The following is a 19795-nucleotide window of genomic DNA, read 5'->3' as shown; positions in this document are numbered from 1 at the left end:
AAGCTTCGGCAAGGATGCAGTGAGACACATAAATGTAAACAGACTTTGTTACCTTTGTTACTCTTTTGATATATAATTAACCAATTTATGATCGTTCCCAATGATCAGACATTCAAAAATTATTTTAATTAAGAACAAAATCCATGGACATCTCATTTTTATTTGGTTTTTTAACTGGTTCTTTTACTACGGCTCTGGGTGGCTGGCAAGTACAAAAAATCATCAACAATAGAAAAAATATTGCCACTATAAAGAATAAAAAAATACTGGATTTAAACCGACTTTTTCATGAATTCCCCCATTTTATGAGTGCTATTAAAAATGATATTAATAACGCGAGTCATCAGAATGTAAGGGAATTTTTTGTAGTGGATAAAGATGCAATATTAAATTCGTCTGTTCCCCGTTTTCGATATGAATTGTCTACAGAGATTCTTCCGGCTTTAAATAGATTAGAAGAATTAGGATACATAGAAAAGTTAAAAAACAATTGCCTTCACTATAAAATTGAAGAAGAGTTTGTAAGCCAACTCCAATCAGTAGCTATACCTTCAAATGAATAAACAGGCTGTTTACAGTTCTTCTCACTTGGTGTTGGTTTTTATTGATCTTCGTGATACAACTCAGCATAGCTCCCATTAAGTATTTCTGCTTCAAACAAAAGGATTGTGTGCATGATGAGAAAAGTGGTCTTTAGTCTTTCGCTTTTATTGAGCGTCATAATTTCCCCTTTATTTGCAAAAGAACAAATTAAAATTTCGGAACTACAAAACAATGAATGTGTCGAAACGATTGAATCACGTGTTAGCGATGGTGGTTTATTTTTAGATCAATGCCATATCCATGACCGTGATGTCCAAAAAATTCTTTCCTTTCTCAACGTGCATCCAGAAATTACCCGTCTAAGTATATCTGATAATCAGATTGGCTACCAAGGTGCAGAATTGCTCGCTACTAATACTCATATTCGTTATCTTTTTCTTACTGGAAATCGTATCGGATCATTAGGAGCTGAGGCATTAGCAAAAAACACCTCTTTGGTCTATCTCCTTTTAGGAGAAAATCATATTGGTCCCTATGGAGCCGAGGCTTTAGCAAATAATACAAACTTGATTTTTCTTTCCCTTGATGGAAATCCCATAGGCACTTCAGGAGCAAAATCTTTGGCAAAAAACAAGACGCTAACTCATCTTTCTCTAAGGAAAAGTCATATTGGTGTTGCAGGTGCGCAGGCTTTGTTCACGAATGAAACGTTGAAAAGTATCTATTTAGGAAATAACCGTTTAGGTAATGAGGGAATCAAGTTTATTGATAGAAACCAATCCATCAACTTTATTGATTTGGAAGACAATGATATTGATAAGGATGGAGTCAAGACCATAGCAAGAAAAACCAATTTGTTCTATCTTAATCTGGATAAAAATCCATTGCACAATGAAGGAGCTGCTGTTTTAGCTCAAGTCCACATGCTGGAGTGGTTATCAATTGCCGGTTGTGGTGTCGGTATCGAAGGAGCTCAAGCCTTATCGGCACTGAATCATCTGACTATGCTTAATATCGATAATAATTTCATTGGTGATGAGGGTATTATTGCTTTAGCCAAAATGAGCTCTTTGAATAATTTATATGCAAATAATAATCTTATTGGCGACGAGGGAGCAAAAACCTTGGCCAATGCGACTCAGATGCGAAATTTGAGTTTGCGTGATAATCATATTGGGGATGAAGGTGCTTTGGCCTTAGCTGAAACCACGAGTTTGTATACTTTAGATGTAGGTTTTAATCAAATCGGTGCCATTGGTGTTAAAGCATTAAAAAGTAATGAGGTACTGGCCTATTTGAATACTCAAGGGAATCCTGGAGATGAATAGCCTTCGACTGTACACATGGCCGATGGCTATTTGAGAAATTTGACTTAGAATGAAATGCTTATTTCAAACTTACCAAACACAGGTTTTGTCTTTCTTCAAACGGAGGTTACAGGGGACTAAAGGTATGGAGACCCGTTTTGTAGCCTGAATTAGCATAGCGTCATCCGGGCTTTTTTCTTGTCATCCCGTGTACAACTAGGAATCTTCCATCGTAACACACTGCTACAGTAGGGAGATCCTTGTTGCGTTCGGGATGAAGCGCTAGCTATTTACTTTGCAACCATTTCAACTATTGCATCAATTGCTCTATCTAAGCTTAATTGCTGCATTTCGCCGGTAGCACGATTTTTATATTCCACACAATTTTGTTCCATATTTCGCTCACTAACAATGATACGATGTGGAATACCAATTAAATCATGATCCGCAAACAATACCCCAGCTCGCTCATTACGATCATCAATTAATACATCAACTCCTAACTCTCTTAAACGTTCATATAAAGCATCTGCTTGCATTTTGACTGATTGCGATCGGTGTCCGTTTAAAGGAATTATGACCACTTGGAATGGAGCGATGTTTTGAGGCCAGATAATTCCTTGCTCATCATGATGTTGTTCAATGGCCGCAGCAACCACACGAGTGATTCCTAAACCATAACATCCCATTAACATCGTTTCTAATTGGCCTTGCTCACTAATCACTGCTGCATTCATGGCTTTGGCATATTTATCACCCAACTGAAAAACGTGACCTACTTCAATCCCACGACACGAGCGTAGCGTTCCTTTACCATCAGGGCTAATGTCGCCTTCTTTTACGTTACGTAAGTCATAATCAAGGTATTCACGGATGTCTTTATCCCATGCCGCATATTGATAATGTTTGTCTGCCTGATTGGCGCCACAAATAAAAGAATCCATAGCCAATGCATGATGATCCGCGATTACAGGAATTGATAAATTGATTGGGCCTAATGATCCAATAGGAGCTTTCAAAGTTTTTAAGACAGTTTCTTCATCTATAAATTGTAGGGGAGAATGGACTAAAGGATGTTTTGTTGCTTTGACTTCGTTCAGTTCATCATCGCCTCTCAAAACCAAAGCAACCATAGGATGTTCTCTTCCTTTTACAATCAAAGTCTTGACCGTTTGATTGCTTGCTACACCCATGAATTGGGCTACTTCAGCTATGGTTTTTTGATTTGGGGTATCTACCAGAATCATTTTTTGTGTAGAAGGGGTCGCTTTCTCAGGTCTTAAGCTGGTCGCTTGTTCAATATTAGCGGCATAATCCCCTTCATCACTATAGAAAATTAAATCTTCGCCAGAATCAGCGAGTACCTGGAATTCATGAGATGCAGAACCACCAATAGCGCCTGTATCGGCTTCAACTGCACGATATTTAAGCCCCATGCGATCAAAAATACGGCAATACGCTTGATACATATCTTTGTAGGTGGCTTGTAGACTTTCCAAATTTAAATGGAATGAATAAGCATCTTTCATGATGAATTCACGTGCACGCATTACACCAAAACGAGGTCTGATTTCATCGCGGAATTTAGTTTGAATTTGATAAAAACTTGCCGGCAATTGTTTGTAGGATTGTAATTCATTACGCATGATGTCAGTAATTACTTCTTCATGGGTAGGGCCGAAGCAATACTCCCTGCCATTGGAATCTTCCATTGTGAGCAGTTGTCCGCCAAAAGTTTCCCAACGTCCTGTTTCTTGCCACAGTTCAGCAGGTTGTACTGCAGGCATCAGTAATTCCATAGAATGGATGCGGTTCATTTCTTCACGAACTATTTGTTCTACTTTACGTAATACCTTTAAACCCAATGGCATCCAGGTATATAGACCTGAGCCCAGCTTACGAATCATTCCTGTTCGCAGCATCAGTTTATGGGAAACGATTTCCGCATCGCTTGGAGTTTCTTTAAGAGTTACTAAAAACCATTGAGATGCACGCATTTCTACTCCTGAAGTCGTATTGTTCTTGAATTGAAAGCATTATACAGAAGTTTTTGTTCAAAAACAGATGAATCAAGTGGTGAAAGTTAAGCATATTGGGCCTTGGCCCAATATGTCCTGAAATGTAAATGGACATAAGCTTTTGTTGGGCCAAGGCCCAACAAAAAGTAATGAATGGTAGGTTATATTTTGATTTTAGATTCTTCTAATAGCGCATTTAATTTAGAGGCTAAATGCTCATTGTTCTTTCCGCCAAGCTGGCTTAATTCATGTGCGTAATTATTATAATGCACTTTGCCTGTTTGAACATTATAAACGGCGCCAACTAACGCAATGTCATTTTTCTCTATCATCTGATGCAAAATCGAACTCCGCTCATAAATTTTTTGGATGGTATTGGCAACGTTCAAATCAGTAACATTGTTCACGAAGGTCGTATTTTTGCTGTGGCGATTCGTTTCAGTTTCATTTTCGGCATTGATTGCGGGCTTAATTTTATCGAGCAATTCTGTAATATGCCCTTTTTCGACCCCGTCACATGCAGATTGAATGGCACCACACCGTGTGTGGCCAAGAACGATAATCAGTTTGACGCCTACGACATTACACGCATATTCAATACTCGCCAGAACATCATTGTTTACTACATTCCCAGCAACACGAACGCAGAAAATATCGCCAAAACTCACATCGAAAATGGTTTCAACAGGTACCCTGGAATCAATGCAACCAAGAACAATCGCAATGGGATGCTGTGCTTTGGCTGTATGTTTAATATCCAGTTGGTTTGAACGGTGAATTAAGTTGTCATTGAGGAAACGTTGATTTCCTTCATATAGAATATTTAATACTTCTGCTGGCGATAGGTGAGATTGCACATCGTATGTGGTGACGTTGATAAAATCAATGTAATTATGGATCTTGTAATGCTCTTTAAATCCAATCATATTCAAAGAAATTTTTTTATTGGGAGCTTGTTCTTCCTTAAATTCTTTTAAAAGCTCTGAAATTTCTTTATCAATGTACTGAGTGTAACGTGCATCAATAATTAATTGTGATTCTCTGGGTATCGAATCAAGTTCAGCAACTAAGGCAGCTTTATTAAGAAAAGTCATTTGTTGGGGGAGCACCAAGCGGTTAACTTCCCCAGTGGGATGGATTTCCTTCAGAATATTTATCCGCGCCTGGCTATTTGATTTTAAAATATAGAATAAGCTGACTGCCAATCCAATTAATATCCCTGTCAATAAATTAAAGACAATAATACAGACAACGGTGACAATGAATGGAATAAAACGATCGCTGCCTTGAGCAAAAATGCTACGGTAAATGGACGGTTTATTAAGTTTATAACCAGTATAGATCAAAATGGCGGCGAGTGAGGATAAGGGTATTTTATTCAAAGTACCTGGGATTAACATGACTGCAAAGAAAATGAAAAATCCATGCAAAATAGTAGATAATTTGCTTGTGGATCCCGCCTGAATATTAATGGATGTTCGTACAATCACTGAAGTAATAGGAATTCCACCAATTAAACCCGCGGTCAGGTTTCCAACCCCTTGAGCCACCAATTCGCGACTTGTGGAGGGATGGAGACGTTTTTTATCCAGTTTTTCTCCAGCTTTAAGGTTCAATAAAGTCTCAAGCGAAGCAACAATAGCAATGATGATCGCATAAAGATAGACTTGCGGATTAGATAGGGCAGACCAATTTGGATATTCCAGTTTACTCAATAACTCATGTAAGTCGTTGGTGTGAGGAATATTGACGAGCTGAGGGGAGTTCTGGACCAGGCTTGAATCAGTCCAGATAAAAAATTCATTAAGTAACACACCCAAAATGACAACCAGGATTGGTGCGGGAATCTCTTTGAGTATCTTATTTTTCGTCAAATCAAAATAAATTAAGGTACTTAATGAGAGTACCGTGATCAACATGGCTCCAGAATTGAGATGATGGTACAAAGCAAGAATAGGACTTAATGTAATTTCCTCAGTGGTTTCTAACAAATGGGTTTTAAGCTCGTTGAAATCTGCAGAAAGTGTGAATGCGAGTGGTAATTGTTTGATTATTAGAAGAATACCTATCGCACAAAGCAGACCCTGTACTACGTTTGAAGGGACATAGTCCGCTACAAATCCGGCTCTTAAACTTCCAATTATGACTTGAAGTAAACCTGCAAGTGCCAGCGCAACTAAAAATGAGTTGAAGTCTCCAATATGAGCAATCGCTGCGACAACGACTGCTGCCATACCTGCTGCAGGTCCGCTGACACTGACCTGTGATCCACTTAAACATCCAACAACAACTCCGCCAATGATTCCACTTAAAATTCCAGAAAAAAGAGGTGCGCCAGAAGCTAAAGCAATACCCAAGCATAATGGGATGGCTACAAGAAATACGACTATCGCTGCAACAAAGTCAAATTTAAAATATCTCCTCATATAAATTCGAAATTTACGAGAGTCAACTGATGTATTTGCTAGCATGGAGTAAGTTCCTCTATTAACAAAGAAAATAATATGGCCAGAGAAAAGTAATTTTAATTTTAGACTATAGTGTTATTTATTAAAACATCATTGTAACAAAAATGTTAGAAAAATGTTACGGTTTAGTTAAGAATTGTAATCTATATTATCTTATTGCTGTTTGTGAATGCATCGTGACTACTTATTGTATGGATTGATTGAGTTGAAACACAGACTTTAGTGGAGGCTACTGCCTTTAAGTGAAGAAGTTTTAGAGTAAATTTGTCATGACCGTATCGTCATCGATCCCTAATCTTATCGTTAATCAACGCTATGATTTGGATGACAGCGGCTGGAATTTGCTACGGAGCTCTTTCGCTGCGCTATGGGTGACGATGTTTGGGATCTTAAAATTCTTGATTGATTGATTGGCAGGGCTAGGGAAACTATTGAGATAAAAAAACCTGGGTCAGGTTTCGCCAAAACCCAGGCTACCGATTCTATTCTTCAACGAGGTCGAATTCTTCAGTGCAAAAGATTTCGTCGGTATTAGTTACTTGATTAGTTATTAATCCATGCTCAAGATCTCTAAAATTCCACATACTTTGATCCATAAGCTGGCTGGGTTTAATACTTTGCAGCGCATGCAGAATATTGCTTGGGACCTTGGGGTTTTCCTCTGCAAGCTGATTAATTAAATGCGTTACTTTTTTACGCATCAAATTTTCTTGTGACCCACAAAGGGTGCAGGGGATAATGGGATACGATTGCTCCTGCGCGAAAGTAATAATGTCTTTCTCTTGAACATAGCATAATGGCCGGATAACTATATGCTTTTTATTATCGCTCAGTAACTTGGGTGGCATTGATCGAATATCACCATTGTATAAAATCGACATCATTAGGGTTCGAACCAAATCATCACGATGATGGCCTAGGGCGATTTTGTTAAAGCCATTTTCTTCTGCATACCGATAAATAATACCGCGTCGTAAACGTGAGCATAAAGAGCAATATGTTTTACCCTCAGGAATTTTCTCTTTCACAATGCTATAGGTATCGCGAGTCAGTATTTCATGAGGAATGGAGCGATCACTAAGCCACTGGCGTAAAGCGGAATCATCCCATCCTGGCTGAGCCTGATCCAGGGTAAACGAAAAGAGTTCAAATTTATTACCGGAGCGTAGGCGTAATTGATCCAAGATCGTTAGCAGTGTGAAAGAGTCTTTTCCACCTGATAAACAGACCATCACACGATCCCCACGCTGGATCATATTAAAATCTGCAATGGCTTTGCCGGTATAATGCAATAATTTTTTTTCAACTTGAGAAGGATTGGACATTATTAAAAACCTAATGAAAAGTTGTTATTTAGTGGTTTTGTTTTCAGCCGGGAGCAATCCGTTGACCCTGGTTGTTTCTAACCATGAATTGATTAATTCGAGATCGTTTGCGTTCAATGTTCCGGCTAAGTATTTTAATGTTAAAACCGCATTAATCAAACTGTATTGGTCATTAGCCAGTTGATTCTGGGCTTCAAACAAACGCTGTTGGGCATTCACCACATCCACCATGGTGCGTGTCCCTACCTCAAATTGGGCTTCCGTACTTTCCAACGAGTTTTGTTGTGAAATTACGGTTTGTCTGTCCGCTTTTACTTTGCTAATTCCATCAGTAATGGTATTGAAAGCGATGCGGCTATTCACTACTACGTCCCTATAAGATTGCTCCACTCGTTCACTGGATGCCTGAAAACTATGCTGTGCTTGTCGTGTTTGCGAACGTACTAATCCGCCTTGGAATACAGGGAAATTTAAAGCCACGCCGACAGTCGATAATTTTTGGTTTGCAGGCAATAAAGGATTCGATGAGTTTACTTCGTTTGTTGTCTCTACGGTGTTACCTTGAAGGGAGATCGTAGGCCAATTCCCCGCAGAAAGCGCTTTCATATTTTCACGAGCCACTTCAAGATTGTATTTTGCAGACAGCAACTTGTAGTTTTGCTTAAGACCGGTATCTATCCACTGATCAACCACATTAGGCTCTGGCTTGATTAACGGAATTTTACCATCACGTAGAGGAGCTATGACTTCATAAACATGATTGGTCAGTTTTCTTAAATTTTCGCTTTGGTTGATTTGGTTGTTTCGCGATGCAATAACTGTTGCAACCGATTGATCATAGGCTGCCTTTGCTTCATAAACAGAAGTGATTGGATCAAGACCTACTTCAAAGCGTTGCTTTGCTTGCTCATATTGGCGCATGTTAGCGCGTTTTTTTGCTTCAGCGAAATTTAAAGTATCTTGAGCAAAGAGTACATCAAAATACGCTTTGGCTGTTCTAAGAATTAAATCCTGAGCTGCATCATTGAAAACAGCTTGTGCTGCTTTTACGGATGCCTTTGCTTGTTGTACCCTTGCCCAAGCCTGATAATTAAAAATAGCCTGAGATGCAGAAACTTGCCATGTCCTCGAGTTATAAGTGTTATCTTGAATGGTAAAAATACCATCGTTTACATGAAAAACGTTTCGCGTTGCTTGGGCGGTAATACCAACTTGAGGAAGTAATGCAGCACGGGCTTGAGGAAGAGCTTCTGTGCTAGCCATGTATGTATCATACGCATTCTTGAAAATAGGATCATTTTCGAGGGCTTGATGATAGATATCCATTAGGTCTGTTGCAGCAAAGACCTGCGATGACAGACCTAAAGTCATGAGATACCCGAACAGCAATTTTTTCATTAAACTAATTCCTAAAATACAAATTCTTTGGGCTTTGATTTATCAATCAGGAGAGGGATATTGGTTTCAAAAATGATTTGGTCATGCCAATGCTCCTCATGATCCAACTCATAGAGACGACCCTGCATCACAGGAGATTTTCCTTCAATAGCAAATAACTTGCCTCCAGGAAGAATCTGCAATCTTTGGGTCTCATTGATTTTTTCTACTGCGCCTGTAAATATAACCACATCATAGGGAGCGCTTTCTAACCAACCTTGACTGGCATCCCCCGTGATTAATTCTACATTGTTGCAGTGATGTTTTTTTAATTGATGAGCTGCATGGGCAGTAAAATCAGCATAATAATCGACACTGATTACTTTTTTACACAATTTACTTAACAATGCGGTGAAAAATCCGCTGCCAGTGCCTATTTCCAAAACTGTCTCATGACCTTGTAAATCAAGTGCTTGCAGAATTTGTCCTTCTTCCAAAGGAGTCAGCATGCGTTGACCATGATGAAGCGGTATTTGCATATCTGAATAAGCAAAATTTACAAATTGTTCAGGAACGAATTCATGTCTGGCCACCACATCATACAAATTAAGTATGGATTCGTTTAAAACATCGCCAGTTCGAAGTTGTTGCTTGACCATATTAATGCGTGCGCTTTGATAACTCATTTGCTCTACCGTGTTGATTGTTTTAGGTTAAGATTGACTATTCATTTGCCAAAGCCATTGCTTTGCAACTTATTCGCGGTGTTCCACATTTGAAAATTTTAGAATTCCACAGACATGCTGCGAAACGGGGTGGCAAAAGCGAATTGTCAACACACTTTTAAAACTTTGGCACAATCTTAGCAAAAAAATAGCGCATGTGCTAAGAAATAATGTTTGAATCCCAAATTTCGTGGTGACTCTGGTTAAAGTTTGCTATGATCCGCTGTTTTTAATGGTTTTCTAAAATAGATTGTCCCTTATTTTCGATACAGCACTAGGGGTACCGAGGTATTGTGGCGTTTAACGTATAGGAGAATACTGTGCTTGAGCAATTTACTGAATATTTGCAAACTGAAATAGAGACACTTAAGAAAGAAGGCTTATATAAAAGCGAACGTGTTATTTCCAGTCAGCAACAAGCTGCTGTCACAGTAAATCATAAAGAAGTCATTAATCTTTGTGCTAATAATTACTTAGGGTTGGCTAATGATCCGCAACTGATTGCTGAAGGGCAAAAAGCATTAGCTCAATATGGCTATGGTATGGCTTCAGTACGTTTTATTTGTGGTACTCAAACGCCTCATAAACAACTTGAGCAAAAAATCAGTCAATTTTTAAGCAAAGAAGATACTATATTATATTCTTCATGTTTTGATGCGAATACAGGTCTTTTTGAAACTTTATTGGGTGAAGAGGATGCGATTATCAGTGATGCATTAAATCATGCCAGTATTATCGATGGGGTGCGGCTATGTAAGGCTGCGCGCTATCGATATGCGAATAACGACATGAAGGCTTTGGAAGAGCAATTGATTGCTGCTAAAAATGCTCGATTTCGTTTGATTGCTACAGACGGTGTTTTTTCGATGGATGGAATTTTGGCTAATCTTCCAGCAATTTGCGAACTAGCCGATAAATATGATGCCATGGTTATGGTAGACGACTCCCATGCTGTTGGTTTTATGGGAGAAACGGGACGTGGAACTCCTGAGCATTTTGGAGTAAGTGAGCGTATTGATATAATTACTGGTACTCTAGGTAAGGCGCTAGGGGGGGCATCAGGTGGTTATACTGCAGCAAATCAGACCATCGTTGAATGGTTGCGCCAACGTTCAAGACCCTATTTATTCTCAAATACCTTGGCCCCAGTGATTGCGCATACTTCGTGTGTTGTTCTCGACAATTTAATAAAAAATAATCATTGGGCTGAAAAATTAAAGCGTAATAGCCGTTATTTCCGTGAAGGTATGACCCAGCTAGGATTTAAATTAATCCCAGGGGAACATCCAATTATTCCTGTTATGTTAGGGGATGCGAGCCTGGCAGGACGCATGGCAAACCGTTTGCTCGAGCTCGGTATCTATGTGGTAGGTTTTTCTTACCCTGTAGTTCCCAAAGGTTTAGCTCGAATTCGTACTCAAATGTCCGCAGCACATGAAATAGAGCATTTGGATAAAGCCATTGAGGCATTTAAAACGGTAGGTAAGGAGTTTTCTGTTATTTAAAGCAACGCCGTCTTCTCTTAATTTTTACAGAGATGATCTTATTTTGAGGTACTTTTATGAAATCATTAGTTAAAGCGAAAAAGGAACCTGGCATCTGGATGGAAGAGGTCGCTATACCTGAATATGGCGTCAATGATGTATTGATTAAAGTTAAAAAAACAGCAATTTGTGGTACTGACATTCATATTTACACCTGGGATGAATGGGCACAAGCGACTATCCCTGTACCCATGACTGTGGGGCATGAGTTTTATGGTGAAATTGTTGCTGTAGGCCAAGAGGTGCAGGGACTTCATGTAGGTCAACGTGTTTCGGGTGAAGGACATTTAACCTGTGGTTTTTGCCGAAATTGCCGTGCAGGCAAACGCCATCTTTGCCGTAATACTTTGGGTGTCGGCGTCAATAGGCCCGGATGTTTTGCAGAATATTTATCTATACCTGCCACCAATGTTATTGTTCTTCCTGATAATATTACTGGAGAGCAGGCTTCAATTCTTGATCCTTTTGGTAATGCAACGCACTGTGCCTTGGCTTTTGATGTAGTCGGAGAAGATGTATTGATTACTGGGGCTGGACCGATTGGTATTATGGCCGCCGCTATAGTAAAGCATATAGGTGCACGTCATGTCGTTATTACTGATGTCAATGATTACCGTTTGGATTTGGCTCGTAAAATGGGGGGCATTCGTGCAGTAAATATTAAGTCTGAAAAACTGTCCGATGTGACTGCAGAACTAGGAATGCTCGAAGGTTTTGACGTGGGTTTGGAAATGTCAGGAAATCCCATGGCTCTAAATGACATGATGAAGGCAATGAATCATGGTGGGCATGTCGCTTTGTTAGGTATCCCTCCCCAAGAAACTGCCATTGATTGGAATCAGGTTATTTTTAAAGGATTAGTGATCAAGGGTATTTATGGTCGTGAAATGTTTGAAACATGGTATAAAATGATTGCTATGTTACAAAGTGGATTGGATATTTCACCGGTGATAACACACCGTTTTCCAGTTGATGAATACCAACATGCATTTCAAATTATGGCATCAGGCCAATCAGGCAAAGTCATTCTTGAGTGGTAGGTATTGAATTGCAGTAATGTACATTAAGGTTATATCGAGTATTATTCTCGGGTTATGGCTGTGTGCTACTGGTATAAAGTTAAGAAAATCCCCTTTCCCACTTATGGGAGAGGGGGAGGGAACTTTTACTTGACGTGCAGTACAACCATGCCTCTACCCAAGCCACAAAAGCAGTTTTAAAAAGATGGAGTAGTTATGTCACAATATATTTTTACCATGAATCGCGTCAGCAAAATTGTTGAAAATCAGCGGTTTATTTTAAAAGATATTTCATTAAGTTTTTTTCCTGGCGCTAAAATCGGTGTTTTAGGATTGAATGGTTCTGGTAAGTCCACTTTATTACGCATCATGGCGGGTGTTGATACTCAATATGAGGGAGAAGCAAGACCACAGCCAGGGATTAAAATCGGTTATCTTGAGCAAGAACCTCAGCTCGATCTAAATAAGACTGTACGCGAAGTTGTCGAAGAAGGCGTGAAGGAAATGAAAGAAAAACTTGCACGCTTTGACGAAATCAGCATGCGTTTTGCAGAGCCCATGAGCGATGATGAAATGAATACGTTACTCGCTGAGCAAGGTGAATTACAAAACGATATTGAAGCAGGTGGTGGCTGGGATTTGGACAGAAAACTCGATGTGGCTGCAGATGCATTGCGCTTGCCGGATTGGGATGCAATGGTGGGGCAATTATCAGGAGGAGAGCGTCGCCGGGTTGCTTTATGTCGCTTATTACTCTCCAATCCTGATATGTTGCTGCTTGATGAACCAACAAACCATTTGGATGCAGAATCGGTTGCTTGGTTAGAACATTTTCTTGAAGGTTTTCCTGGTACAGTAGTTGCGATTACTCACGACCGATATTTCTTGGACAATGCCGCAGAATGGATATTAGAGCTGGATCGTGGCGAAGGCATTCCTTATAAAGGTAATTACTCTTCATGGCTTGAGCAGAAGGAAGCGCGCCTGGAGATGGAACAGAAGCAAGAAGATGCACATATGCGTGCAATGAAAGCAGAGTTAGAGTGGGTACGCACTTCACCTAAAGGGCGTCATGCTAAAAATAAGGCACGCCTAGCTCGCTTTGAAGAAATGAATTCCAAAGAATTTCAAAAACGTAATGAAACCAATGAATTATATATTCCACCCGGTGAGCGTTTAGGTGATTTGGTTATTGAAGGGGAAAAAATCAAAAAATCATTTGGCGATCGAATCCTCATTGATAATTTAGATTTTAAACTCCCCAAAGGTGGTGTTTTGGGGATTATTGGTCCTAATGGGGCAGGTAAATCTACTTTCTTGAAAATGATTACTGGTCAGGAAGAGCCTGATGATGGTGTGATTCGTATTGGTGAAACAGTGCAATTAGCATACGTGGATCAGATGCGTGATGAATTAGATCCCAATAAAACAGTATGGCAAGAGATTTCTGATGGTCATGACATAATGCAAGTAGGCAGTTTCCAAATGCCTTCTCGTGCTTATGTTGGGCGTTTTAATTTTAAAGGTACTGATCAACAAAAGAAAATGGGTCAACTTTCCGGGGGAGAGCGTAACCGCGTCCATTTGGCAAAATTACTAAAGAGTGGCGGCAATGTCTTGTTACTTGATGAGCCCAGTAATGATTTGGATGTAGAAACTCTGCGTGCTTTAGAAGATGCGATTCTCAATTTCCCTGGTTGTGTGATTGTAATTTCGCATGATCGATGGTTTTTAGATAGAATTTGTACTCATCTGATGGCTTTTGAAGGTGACTCACAAATAACGTTCATTGAAGGAAATTATACTGATTATGAAGCAGATAGAAAGCGTCGCTTAGGAGATGCTGCAGATAGGCCATCGCGTATCAAATATCGTAAATTGGAGTCATAGGTTTCAAGGTAACTTCCCTCTCTTGCCTACGTTCCCCGGATAGCTCGAGACGTAGGCAAGGGTAAGTAGTTATCAAGTTTTAATTAAGTGGAGATAAAATTTAAATGAATAAGTTGTTTTGGGCAGGTTTGTTATTGTCTGTTGGTGGTTTAACATCCTGTGTTGACTATGATCCCTCTACGTTACTCACTGATGATGCAGGTTATGTGCATCGAACAGTTCATTATACAAAGGATAAACGTGGTCGTGATTATTTTCCTAAAAAGATTCAAGCAACAGGTGAAAGACGCTTCATTTTTGACCCTAAAGTTTCTGCCTGGGCAGCATATGACGAGGAAGGGAATCGCTTATTGACTGGCGGTGGCTCAGCAGGTGTTGATGTATGCGAAGAAAATTCAAATCAATCGTGCAGAACTGTTACTGGAACTTTTAAAGTTTATAATCGAAGAGGGTTTGATTGTAAATCTGGGGAATATCCTGTAGATACTAAAGGCGGTGCAAAAATGCCTTATTGTACCTACTTTTACCAAGGATATACCATCCATGCAGCCTATGAAGTGCCAGAGCACCCATCAAGCCACGGCTGTGTGCGTATTTTCCCAAGTGCTGCCAAATGGCTAAGCGAAAACTTTTTCCACATAGGTACAAAAGTTATTGTATTAGAATATCCTGATGAACCGGGTGCTAATAAGCCTACTTTGCCTAATAAATTAGGTTAAAAGAAACAGGTTTTATTTATTATAGCCTGGGTGAAGCAAAGCCAAAACACAGGTTTACTTTTCCCCCCAAGGGGGAGAAGGTGCCTCTCAGGGCGGATGAGGGTAAATTAAAGTTACTCCTCACCCTCACCCCCTCTCCCGAAAACGGGCGAGGGGAGGTCTAAACAAATGTCGATTGCACTATTTATCGCTGCAGGCTACTCACTACATGAAGTTAAGCATTTCCCTTCTCCCCTTGGGGAGAAGGTGCCCGTTAGGGCGGATGAGGGAGCTAATTAGGGTCAATAATAGTTAAACATCCTTGTTTCCCCGAAAAACGGGGGATGTAAAATAATAACTAAGGAGTATTAGGTGGTAGTGAAGGCTGAGTAGAGCGGTTTTCAGGCAAAGTAGGTTGTCCAGGAGTTGCTGGGGTTGGGGTTGCCGAAGGATTTGCAGGAGCAGCGGGTTGTGTTGTTGTAGTAGGAGTTGTCGGAGCTGCTGCAGGTGCCGTTGTAGGTGCAGCTGTCTGATTTGGTGTAGTTCCAGTACCTGGATTCATTGGGTTCGCTGCATTAGGAGCAGCACTTTGTTGTTTTTCCTGAGTCACTGTTCCTCTGGGCGCAGCAATCATTTGGGTAATTCCCAAGTCTCCAGTCATCTTACGGCCTATAGTTAAGTCCACACTAAGTAATTGGGTTACCTTTTCTTTATCATTCTGATAAACCACTTGTAAAGGTAAATTAATTTTCCATTGATTGTCTTTTGCTTCAGTTACAACAACTTGTCCGTCTACTTGACTGCTCACGGTGAGTTTTTGGGATTTTATCGCTTCCAAATTACCCGATTTCTGCAAAGCAGTATTAAAACCAGTCCAACCTTGCTCCGTGAAACAAGCTTGCAATTTTTGTAATTGAGCATCTAAGTTGGTTGGATTAAAGTCAAATGCTTGGGTGACCGCTTTTGTGGCCCATTGCATGACCACTGATTGATCAATTGTTTTGGTTTCAGGTGGGATTTTGTACTCACAATTGATGGGGGCTGCCGGTGCTGCTGCAGGATGTACTGATGGCAAATTTTGTCCGGGTGGTGTTGGTGTAGCAGGAACTGGTTTTAGAGCACTTGGAGTTTGGGGCGGTGGTGTGACTGGCTGAGTGTTTTCAGCATGAACTTGAGTACCAAGTAAAGCAAAAAGAGTACCCCATAGTAATGTGTTCTTCATGAAATTAACTCCTTAAATAGTATGTAGCAATTCTGCGATAATAAGAGCCGCTAGTCTAGCAGTTTTTTGTTCTTGATCCAAAGGCGGTGACAGTTCAGCAACATCAAAACTAACTACTTTGCCACTTTGAATGATGTATTTCAAGAGCGGTAAAATTTGCCACGGGGTTAATCCGAGTGGTTGCGGTGCACTGACACCAGGAGCAAAAGATTCTGCTAAAACATCCAGACAAAGTGTCACATAGATGTGATCTAGATTCAGCATAAAATCATCGAGAAAAGCTAAATGCCATGCTAAGCTGTTTGCATACAATTCTTCAGCAGTCAGATAATTGACATTAAGTTCATTAGCGCGCTCAAAAAGAGAAGGGGTATTGCCTAATTTTTGGATCCCCACGCAGCAATAATTAAAGGGTTGGTTGTTTTCTTTACAATATGCTGCGATTTGTGAAAAAGGAGTTCCTGAGGTGCCTGGTTGATTTTTTTGGTGTGGTCTTAAATCAAAATGCGCATCAAAATTAATAATTCCCAGCTTGCTGTAATGGGGGGCTAAACCTTGATAATGTGCCCAAGCAATTTCATGGCCTCCACCCAAGGCAACCGTTTGATGCCCTTGTTGATGACAAAAACTGATTAGATTGGCAAATTGAGCTTGAGCAGTTTCCAGTTCGTCTTCCTCGCAAAAAATAGTCCCTAAGTCATAAAATTGTTTATCTAAAGAGCAAGGTAGTTTTGCTAATTGTGTTTTGATTTGATCTGGTCCTAATTTTGCTCCTGGTCTTCCCATATTTCTGCGAACACCCGCATCACTGGCAAAGCCAAGGAAAACGGTTTTTTTCTCTTTAGTAATGAGCTCAGTTTGTTGTACTGGAAAAATGATTTTTTGAAAGAACCGTTCAGCACTTATCGTATCCTTTCTACCTTGCCAGAGTGAAGGATTGGCACGTTGGTAATTGGAAAGATGTTCAAACATTAAATTCTCCCTAATCATTAATTAATTCTTTAAGAATCTACATAAAAAAGAGACTTAAGTGCAATTGATACTCAGCACTTTAGAAAAGTTTTCATTATAAGTCACGGAACAACTTTCGGTTCCATGAGGAATTTTTTGAATTAATTGAATTTTAGTATGTGTATATTCACAAGCTATCCAGATTTCTTGTTTATCAAATGACCAAGTTAATTTTTTTACTTTTGAAACTTCAGTGTCAGGAGCCAGACTGGCTTGTTCTTTGGGGTGTCCTGAATAAAATGTGACGCGATCAAAATGATGAGTACTATTCCAATCATCCTGAAATGCCTCCCATGCTTTTATATCATGTTGTAAAGACTGAGTCGTTTGTATGGTTTCTGGGCAATGTATCGCTGTTGCGGATGCTGAATCACAAAAGACAATATACCCCCAAAAAAAGTTGATCCAAATAAAAATTCTCATAAATTGCACCCCAGAAATTTTTGCTTAGTATAACATGCTGATTATTGTGTCCAAAGATTGAGCACCTCCTGGTCTAATTCCTTGTTTGCCATCTGCCTTAAAGTGTTGCGATCAATCTTTCCAGTAAAACCATAGGGCAATTGGTTCATGATAATGACTTGATATGGACGTTTGGTGGGGGGGAGTGACGCATGAGCAAAATCCATCAATGTTTGGGCCTGCAAGTGATTGTCTTTAATTTTAAGAACCACATAGACAATAATTTTATCATCATTTGTTTTATTTTTATTGGGTAATGCAATTGCAGCGGCTTCCTTAACTGCACTATGTTGATAAAAGATATTTTCAATCTCACTAGGAGAGATGAGTTCTTTTCCGCAGCGTATAATATCTACTTTACGACTTACGAACCAGTAGTATCCTTGTTTATCTCGATATGCTAAATCCCCTGTATGCAACCAGCCATTTTTTATCGTTTTTGCTGTTAAATCAGGATCTTGCCAATAGCCTGAACACATACTCTCGCCATGAACAATAATTTCTCCAGTTTGATGTGGATTTAAAATGAGTTCACCTTTTTCATCAATTAAGCGCATGTCCATACCTTCTATAGGAAGCCCAATTGATCCAGTTTTCTTTTTTCCATAAGGAGGGTTCATGGAGTAGATTTGTAATTCAGACATCCCGCAGCCTTCAGTAATTTCAGCATGAAACAAGAGATTAAATTTTTTCTGTAGTGAGATAGGCGTTGCATCCCCAGCAGAAAAACAAAAATCAAGGGTGTTGATTTCGTAACCTAAAGATTCCGCATGATTAATGAGCTCAAGATAAAGCTTAGGAAACCCATAGATTTTCGTAATGCCATAGAGGTGCAGTTTTGTTAATGCATCTTTAGGATTAAAGCTAGGTAACAGGATTACCGTGGCACCTACTGCATGAAAAGGTAAAATTTGTGAACCTAAGCCAATCAAATAACAGATTGGAAACATCACCAAGGTTTGATCCGTATGATTTATCTGAATTTGTCTGAGCTGATTTTGGGTACCTTGACTAAGACTATAGTGAGTGTGCACCACTACTTTGGGTAATCCTGTGGTTCCAGATGTAAAAAAAATTAAGGCAGGTTCTTTGGGCTCGATTGTGATATCAGAGGGAGTGGATATTGCTCTAGGTAATAGCAAATCTTGGAAATTCTTAACTCCGGAATAGCCTGACGATTCCGAGGTAAGATAACATTCATCAATTTCGTTTAATATTTTTTCATCAGCAAGTAGCTGTTGATAATAATGTGCCGTAGTTATAAAAACATGCGCCTTACTCTGTTCCAATACGTAATGAATCAGTTCATTGTTAAATTGAATGTTCACTGGAACGGCTATAGCACCTATCATAAAACAGGCATAGTAACATAAAACGATTTCAATACTGTTTGGTAAAAGAAATGCAATGCGGTCTCCTTGTGAGACCCCTTGTGCTAAAAACGCATCGGCTAGACGGTGAGTTAATTCATCCAGTTTTTTATATGTATAGCTCTGTTGATCAATAATCAAGGCAATTTTATCAGGAAACTGCTCCGCTGATTGAGCGAGTAAGGTACTTAATTGATGCATAGATATCCCCATCGTGAGTAGACTATAAGATCATCCAATCAATGGATACCCTAAGCCCTAAGATATTTGAGCTTACATCGATCTATTGCCTACAATCTATAATATAGTTCGTTCATTGGGCAATCCTATGTCTAAAAAAATTTTAATTGCAATTGATGGAAGTGACATCTCAACGCATGCAATGCAAGAAACTGTAAAACTTATGAAAGAGGAGCAAGTTCAATTACTTATTTTACATGTAGTTGAAGTACATTTTATGTTTCCTGGTATTGATTATATTTCGTTGCTCTCTCTTTATAAAAAAGAAGGTCAGATTATTTTAGAGAATGCAAAAAAATTAGTTGCGGCTCAGTCTTTAGTTCAGTGCGACACCAAATTAATTGAACATAATCTATTGCAAGGAAGGATCTCTGAAGCGATTGTTAAGGAAGCAAAAAACTGGTCTGCAGATTTAATCGCACTGGGTACGCACGGACGCCGAGGTTTTAATCGATTATTTTTAGGTAGTGTTGCCGAAAACACCGTCCGCATTGCTACAAACCCTGTGTTACTTGTTCCTCCACAACCGATAAATTGATAATTCTTTACCTACCTGAGTTTTGCTTTATCGACTCT

Annotated in this window: 16 protein-coding genes; 7 read left to right on the top strand and 9 right to left on the bottom strand. The window is 39.5% G+C overall.

Annotated elements, in window-relative coordinates; translation table 11 throughout:
• Nucleotides 1–143: 143 nt before the first annotated feature.
• Together OQJ26_RS06025 and OQJ26_RS06020 are read left to right on the top strand one after the other, a co-directional pair.
• Nucleotides 144–563, top strand: a complete 420-nt coding sequence (locus OQJ26_RS06025; protein WP_265702987.1) for a hypothetical protein — start codon at nt 144–146, stop codon at nt 561–563.
• Nucleotides 564–674: 111 nt separating this feature from the next.
• On the top strand, nt 675–1871 hold the full coding sequence (locus tag OQJ26_RS06020; protein WP_265702986.1) for a leucine-rich repeat domain-containing protein: 1197 nt from the start codon (nt 675–677) through the stop codon (nt 1869–1871).
• Between the two features lie 269 nt (nt 1872–2140).
• Here the strand turns inward: OQJ26_RS06020 and OQJ26_RS06015 are convergent, their stop codons facing one another.
• From OQJ26_RS06015 to OQJ26_RS05995, 5 genes are all read right to left on the bottom strand, one after another.
• Complete coding sequence (locus tag OQJ26_RS06015) at nt 2141–3847, bottom strand: proline--tRNA ligase (protein WP_265702985.1); 1707 nt, start codon at nt 3845–3847, stop codon at nt 2141–2143.
• Between the two features lie 182 nt (nt 3848–4029).
• A complete protein-coding gene (locus OQJ26_RS06010; protein WP_265702984.1) occupies nt 4030–6339 on the bottom strand; it encodes a SulP family inorganic anion transporter in 2310 nt (769 codons plus the stop codon).
• Nucleotides 6340–6818: 479 nt separating this feature from the next.
• Entirely contained in the window at nt 6819–7661 is an 843-nt protein-coding gene (ttcA, locus tag OQJ26_RS06005) for a tRNA 2-thiocytidine(32) synthetase TtcA (protein ID WP_265702983.1), read from the bottom strand.
• 24 nt (nt 7662–7685) lie between these two features.
• Nucleotides 7686–9059, bottom strand: coding sequence for a TolC family outer membrane protein (locus OQJ26_RS06000; RefSeq protein ID WP_265702982.1), 1374 nt, complete (start codon nt 9057–9059; stop codon nt 7686–7688).
• Between the two features lie 11 nt (nt 9060–9070).
• Nucleotides 9071–9724 (bottom strand): protein-L-isoaspartate O-methyltransferase family protein, encoded by a 654-nt coding sequence (locus OQJ26_RS05995; RefSeq protein WP_265702981.1) that lies wholly within the window; start codon nt 9722–9724, stop codon nt 9071–9073.
• Between the two features lie 359 nt (nt 9725–10083).
• Here OQJ26_RS05995 and OQJ26_RS05990 point away from each other — a divergent pair, with 359 nt between their 5' ends.
• The 4 genes from OQJ26_RS05990 to OQJ26_RS05975 all read left to right on the top strand — a co-directional run bounded on the left by OQJ26_RS05990 (nt 10084) and on the right by OQJ26_RS05975 (nt 14935).
• A complete protein-coding gene (locus OQJ26_RS05990; protein WP_265702980.1) occupies nt 10084–11268 on the top strand; it encodes a glycine C-acetyltransferase in 1185 nt (394 codons plus the stop codon).
• A gap of 56 nt (nt 11269–11324) precedes the next feature.
• The gene (gene tdh, locus OQJ26_RS05985; RefSeq protein WP_265702979.1) at nt 11325–12347 is read left to right on the top strand and encodes an L-threonine 3-dehydrogenase; all 1023 of its coding nucleotides are present in this window, start codon (nt 11325–11327) and stop codon (nt 12345–12347) included.
• Nucleotides 12348–12542: 195 nt separating this feature from the next.
• Complete coding sequence (gene ettA / locus OQJ26_RS05980) at nt 12543–14216, top strand: energy-dependent translational throttle protein EttA (protein WP_265702978.1); 1674 nt, start codon at nt 12543–12545, stop codon at nt 14214–14216.
• A gap of 104 nt (nt 14217–14320) precedes the next feature.
• A complete protein-coding gene (locus OQJ26_RS05975) occupies nt 14321–14935 on the top strand; it encodes a L,D-transpeptidase (protein WP_265702977.1) in 615 nt (204 codons plus the stop codon).
• 337 nt (nt 14936–15272) lie between these two features.
• Here OQJ26_RS05975 and OQJ26_RS05970 read toward each other — a convergent pair whose 3' ends face one another.
• From OQJ26_RS05970 to OQJ26_RS05955, 4 genes are read right to left on the bottom strand one after another with little or no spacing between them, the layout of a single operon-like run.
• Nucleotides 15273–16136 carry a DotI/IcmL family type IV secretion protein gene (locus OQJ26_RS05970; protein WP_265702976.1) on the bottom strand — a complete coding sequence of 288 codons (864 nt, stop codon included), beginning with the start codon at nt 16134–16136 and terminating at the stop codon, nt 15273–15275.
• Between the two features lie 12 nt (nt 16137–16148).
• The gene (hutG, locus tag OQJ26_RS05965) at nt 16149–17108 is read right to left on the bottom strand and encodes a formimidoylglutamase (protein WP_265702975.1); all 960 of its coding nucleotides are present in this window, start codon (nt 17106–17108) and stop codon (nt 16149–16151) included.
• Between the two features lie 54 nt (nt 17109–17162).
• Complete coding sequence (locus tag OQJ26_RS05960) at nt 17163–17570, bottom strand: STY0301 family protein (protein ID WP_265702974.1); 408 nt, start codon at nt 17568–17570, stop codon at nt 17163–17165.
• A gap of 41 nt (nt 17571–17611) precedes the next feature.
• Entirely contained in the window at nt 17612–19180 is a 1569-nt protein-coding gene (locus OQJ26_RS05955; protein ID WP_265702973.1) for a class I adenylate-forming enzyme family protein, read from the bottom strand.
• A gap of 127 nt (nt 19181–19307) precedes the next feature.
• Between OQJ26_RS05955 and OQJ26_RS05950 the strand changes: the two genes are divergently transcribed.
• A complete protein-coding gene (locus tag OQJ26_RS05950) occupies nt 19308–19757 on the top strand; it encodes a universal stress protein (RefSeq protein ID WP_265702972.1) in 450 nt (149 codons plus the stop codon).
• The last annotated feature ends 38 nt before the right edge of the window (nt 19758–19795 follow it).

It is taken from the genome of Legionella sheltonii, assembly GCF_026191355.1.
Taxonomy (GTDB): domain Bacteria; phylum Pseudomonadota; class Gammaproteobacteria; order Legionellales; family Legionellaceae; genus Legionella; species Legionella sheltonii.
This window is presented reverse-complemented; position numbering and strand designations above follow the sequence as displayed.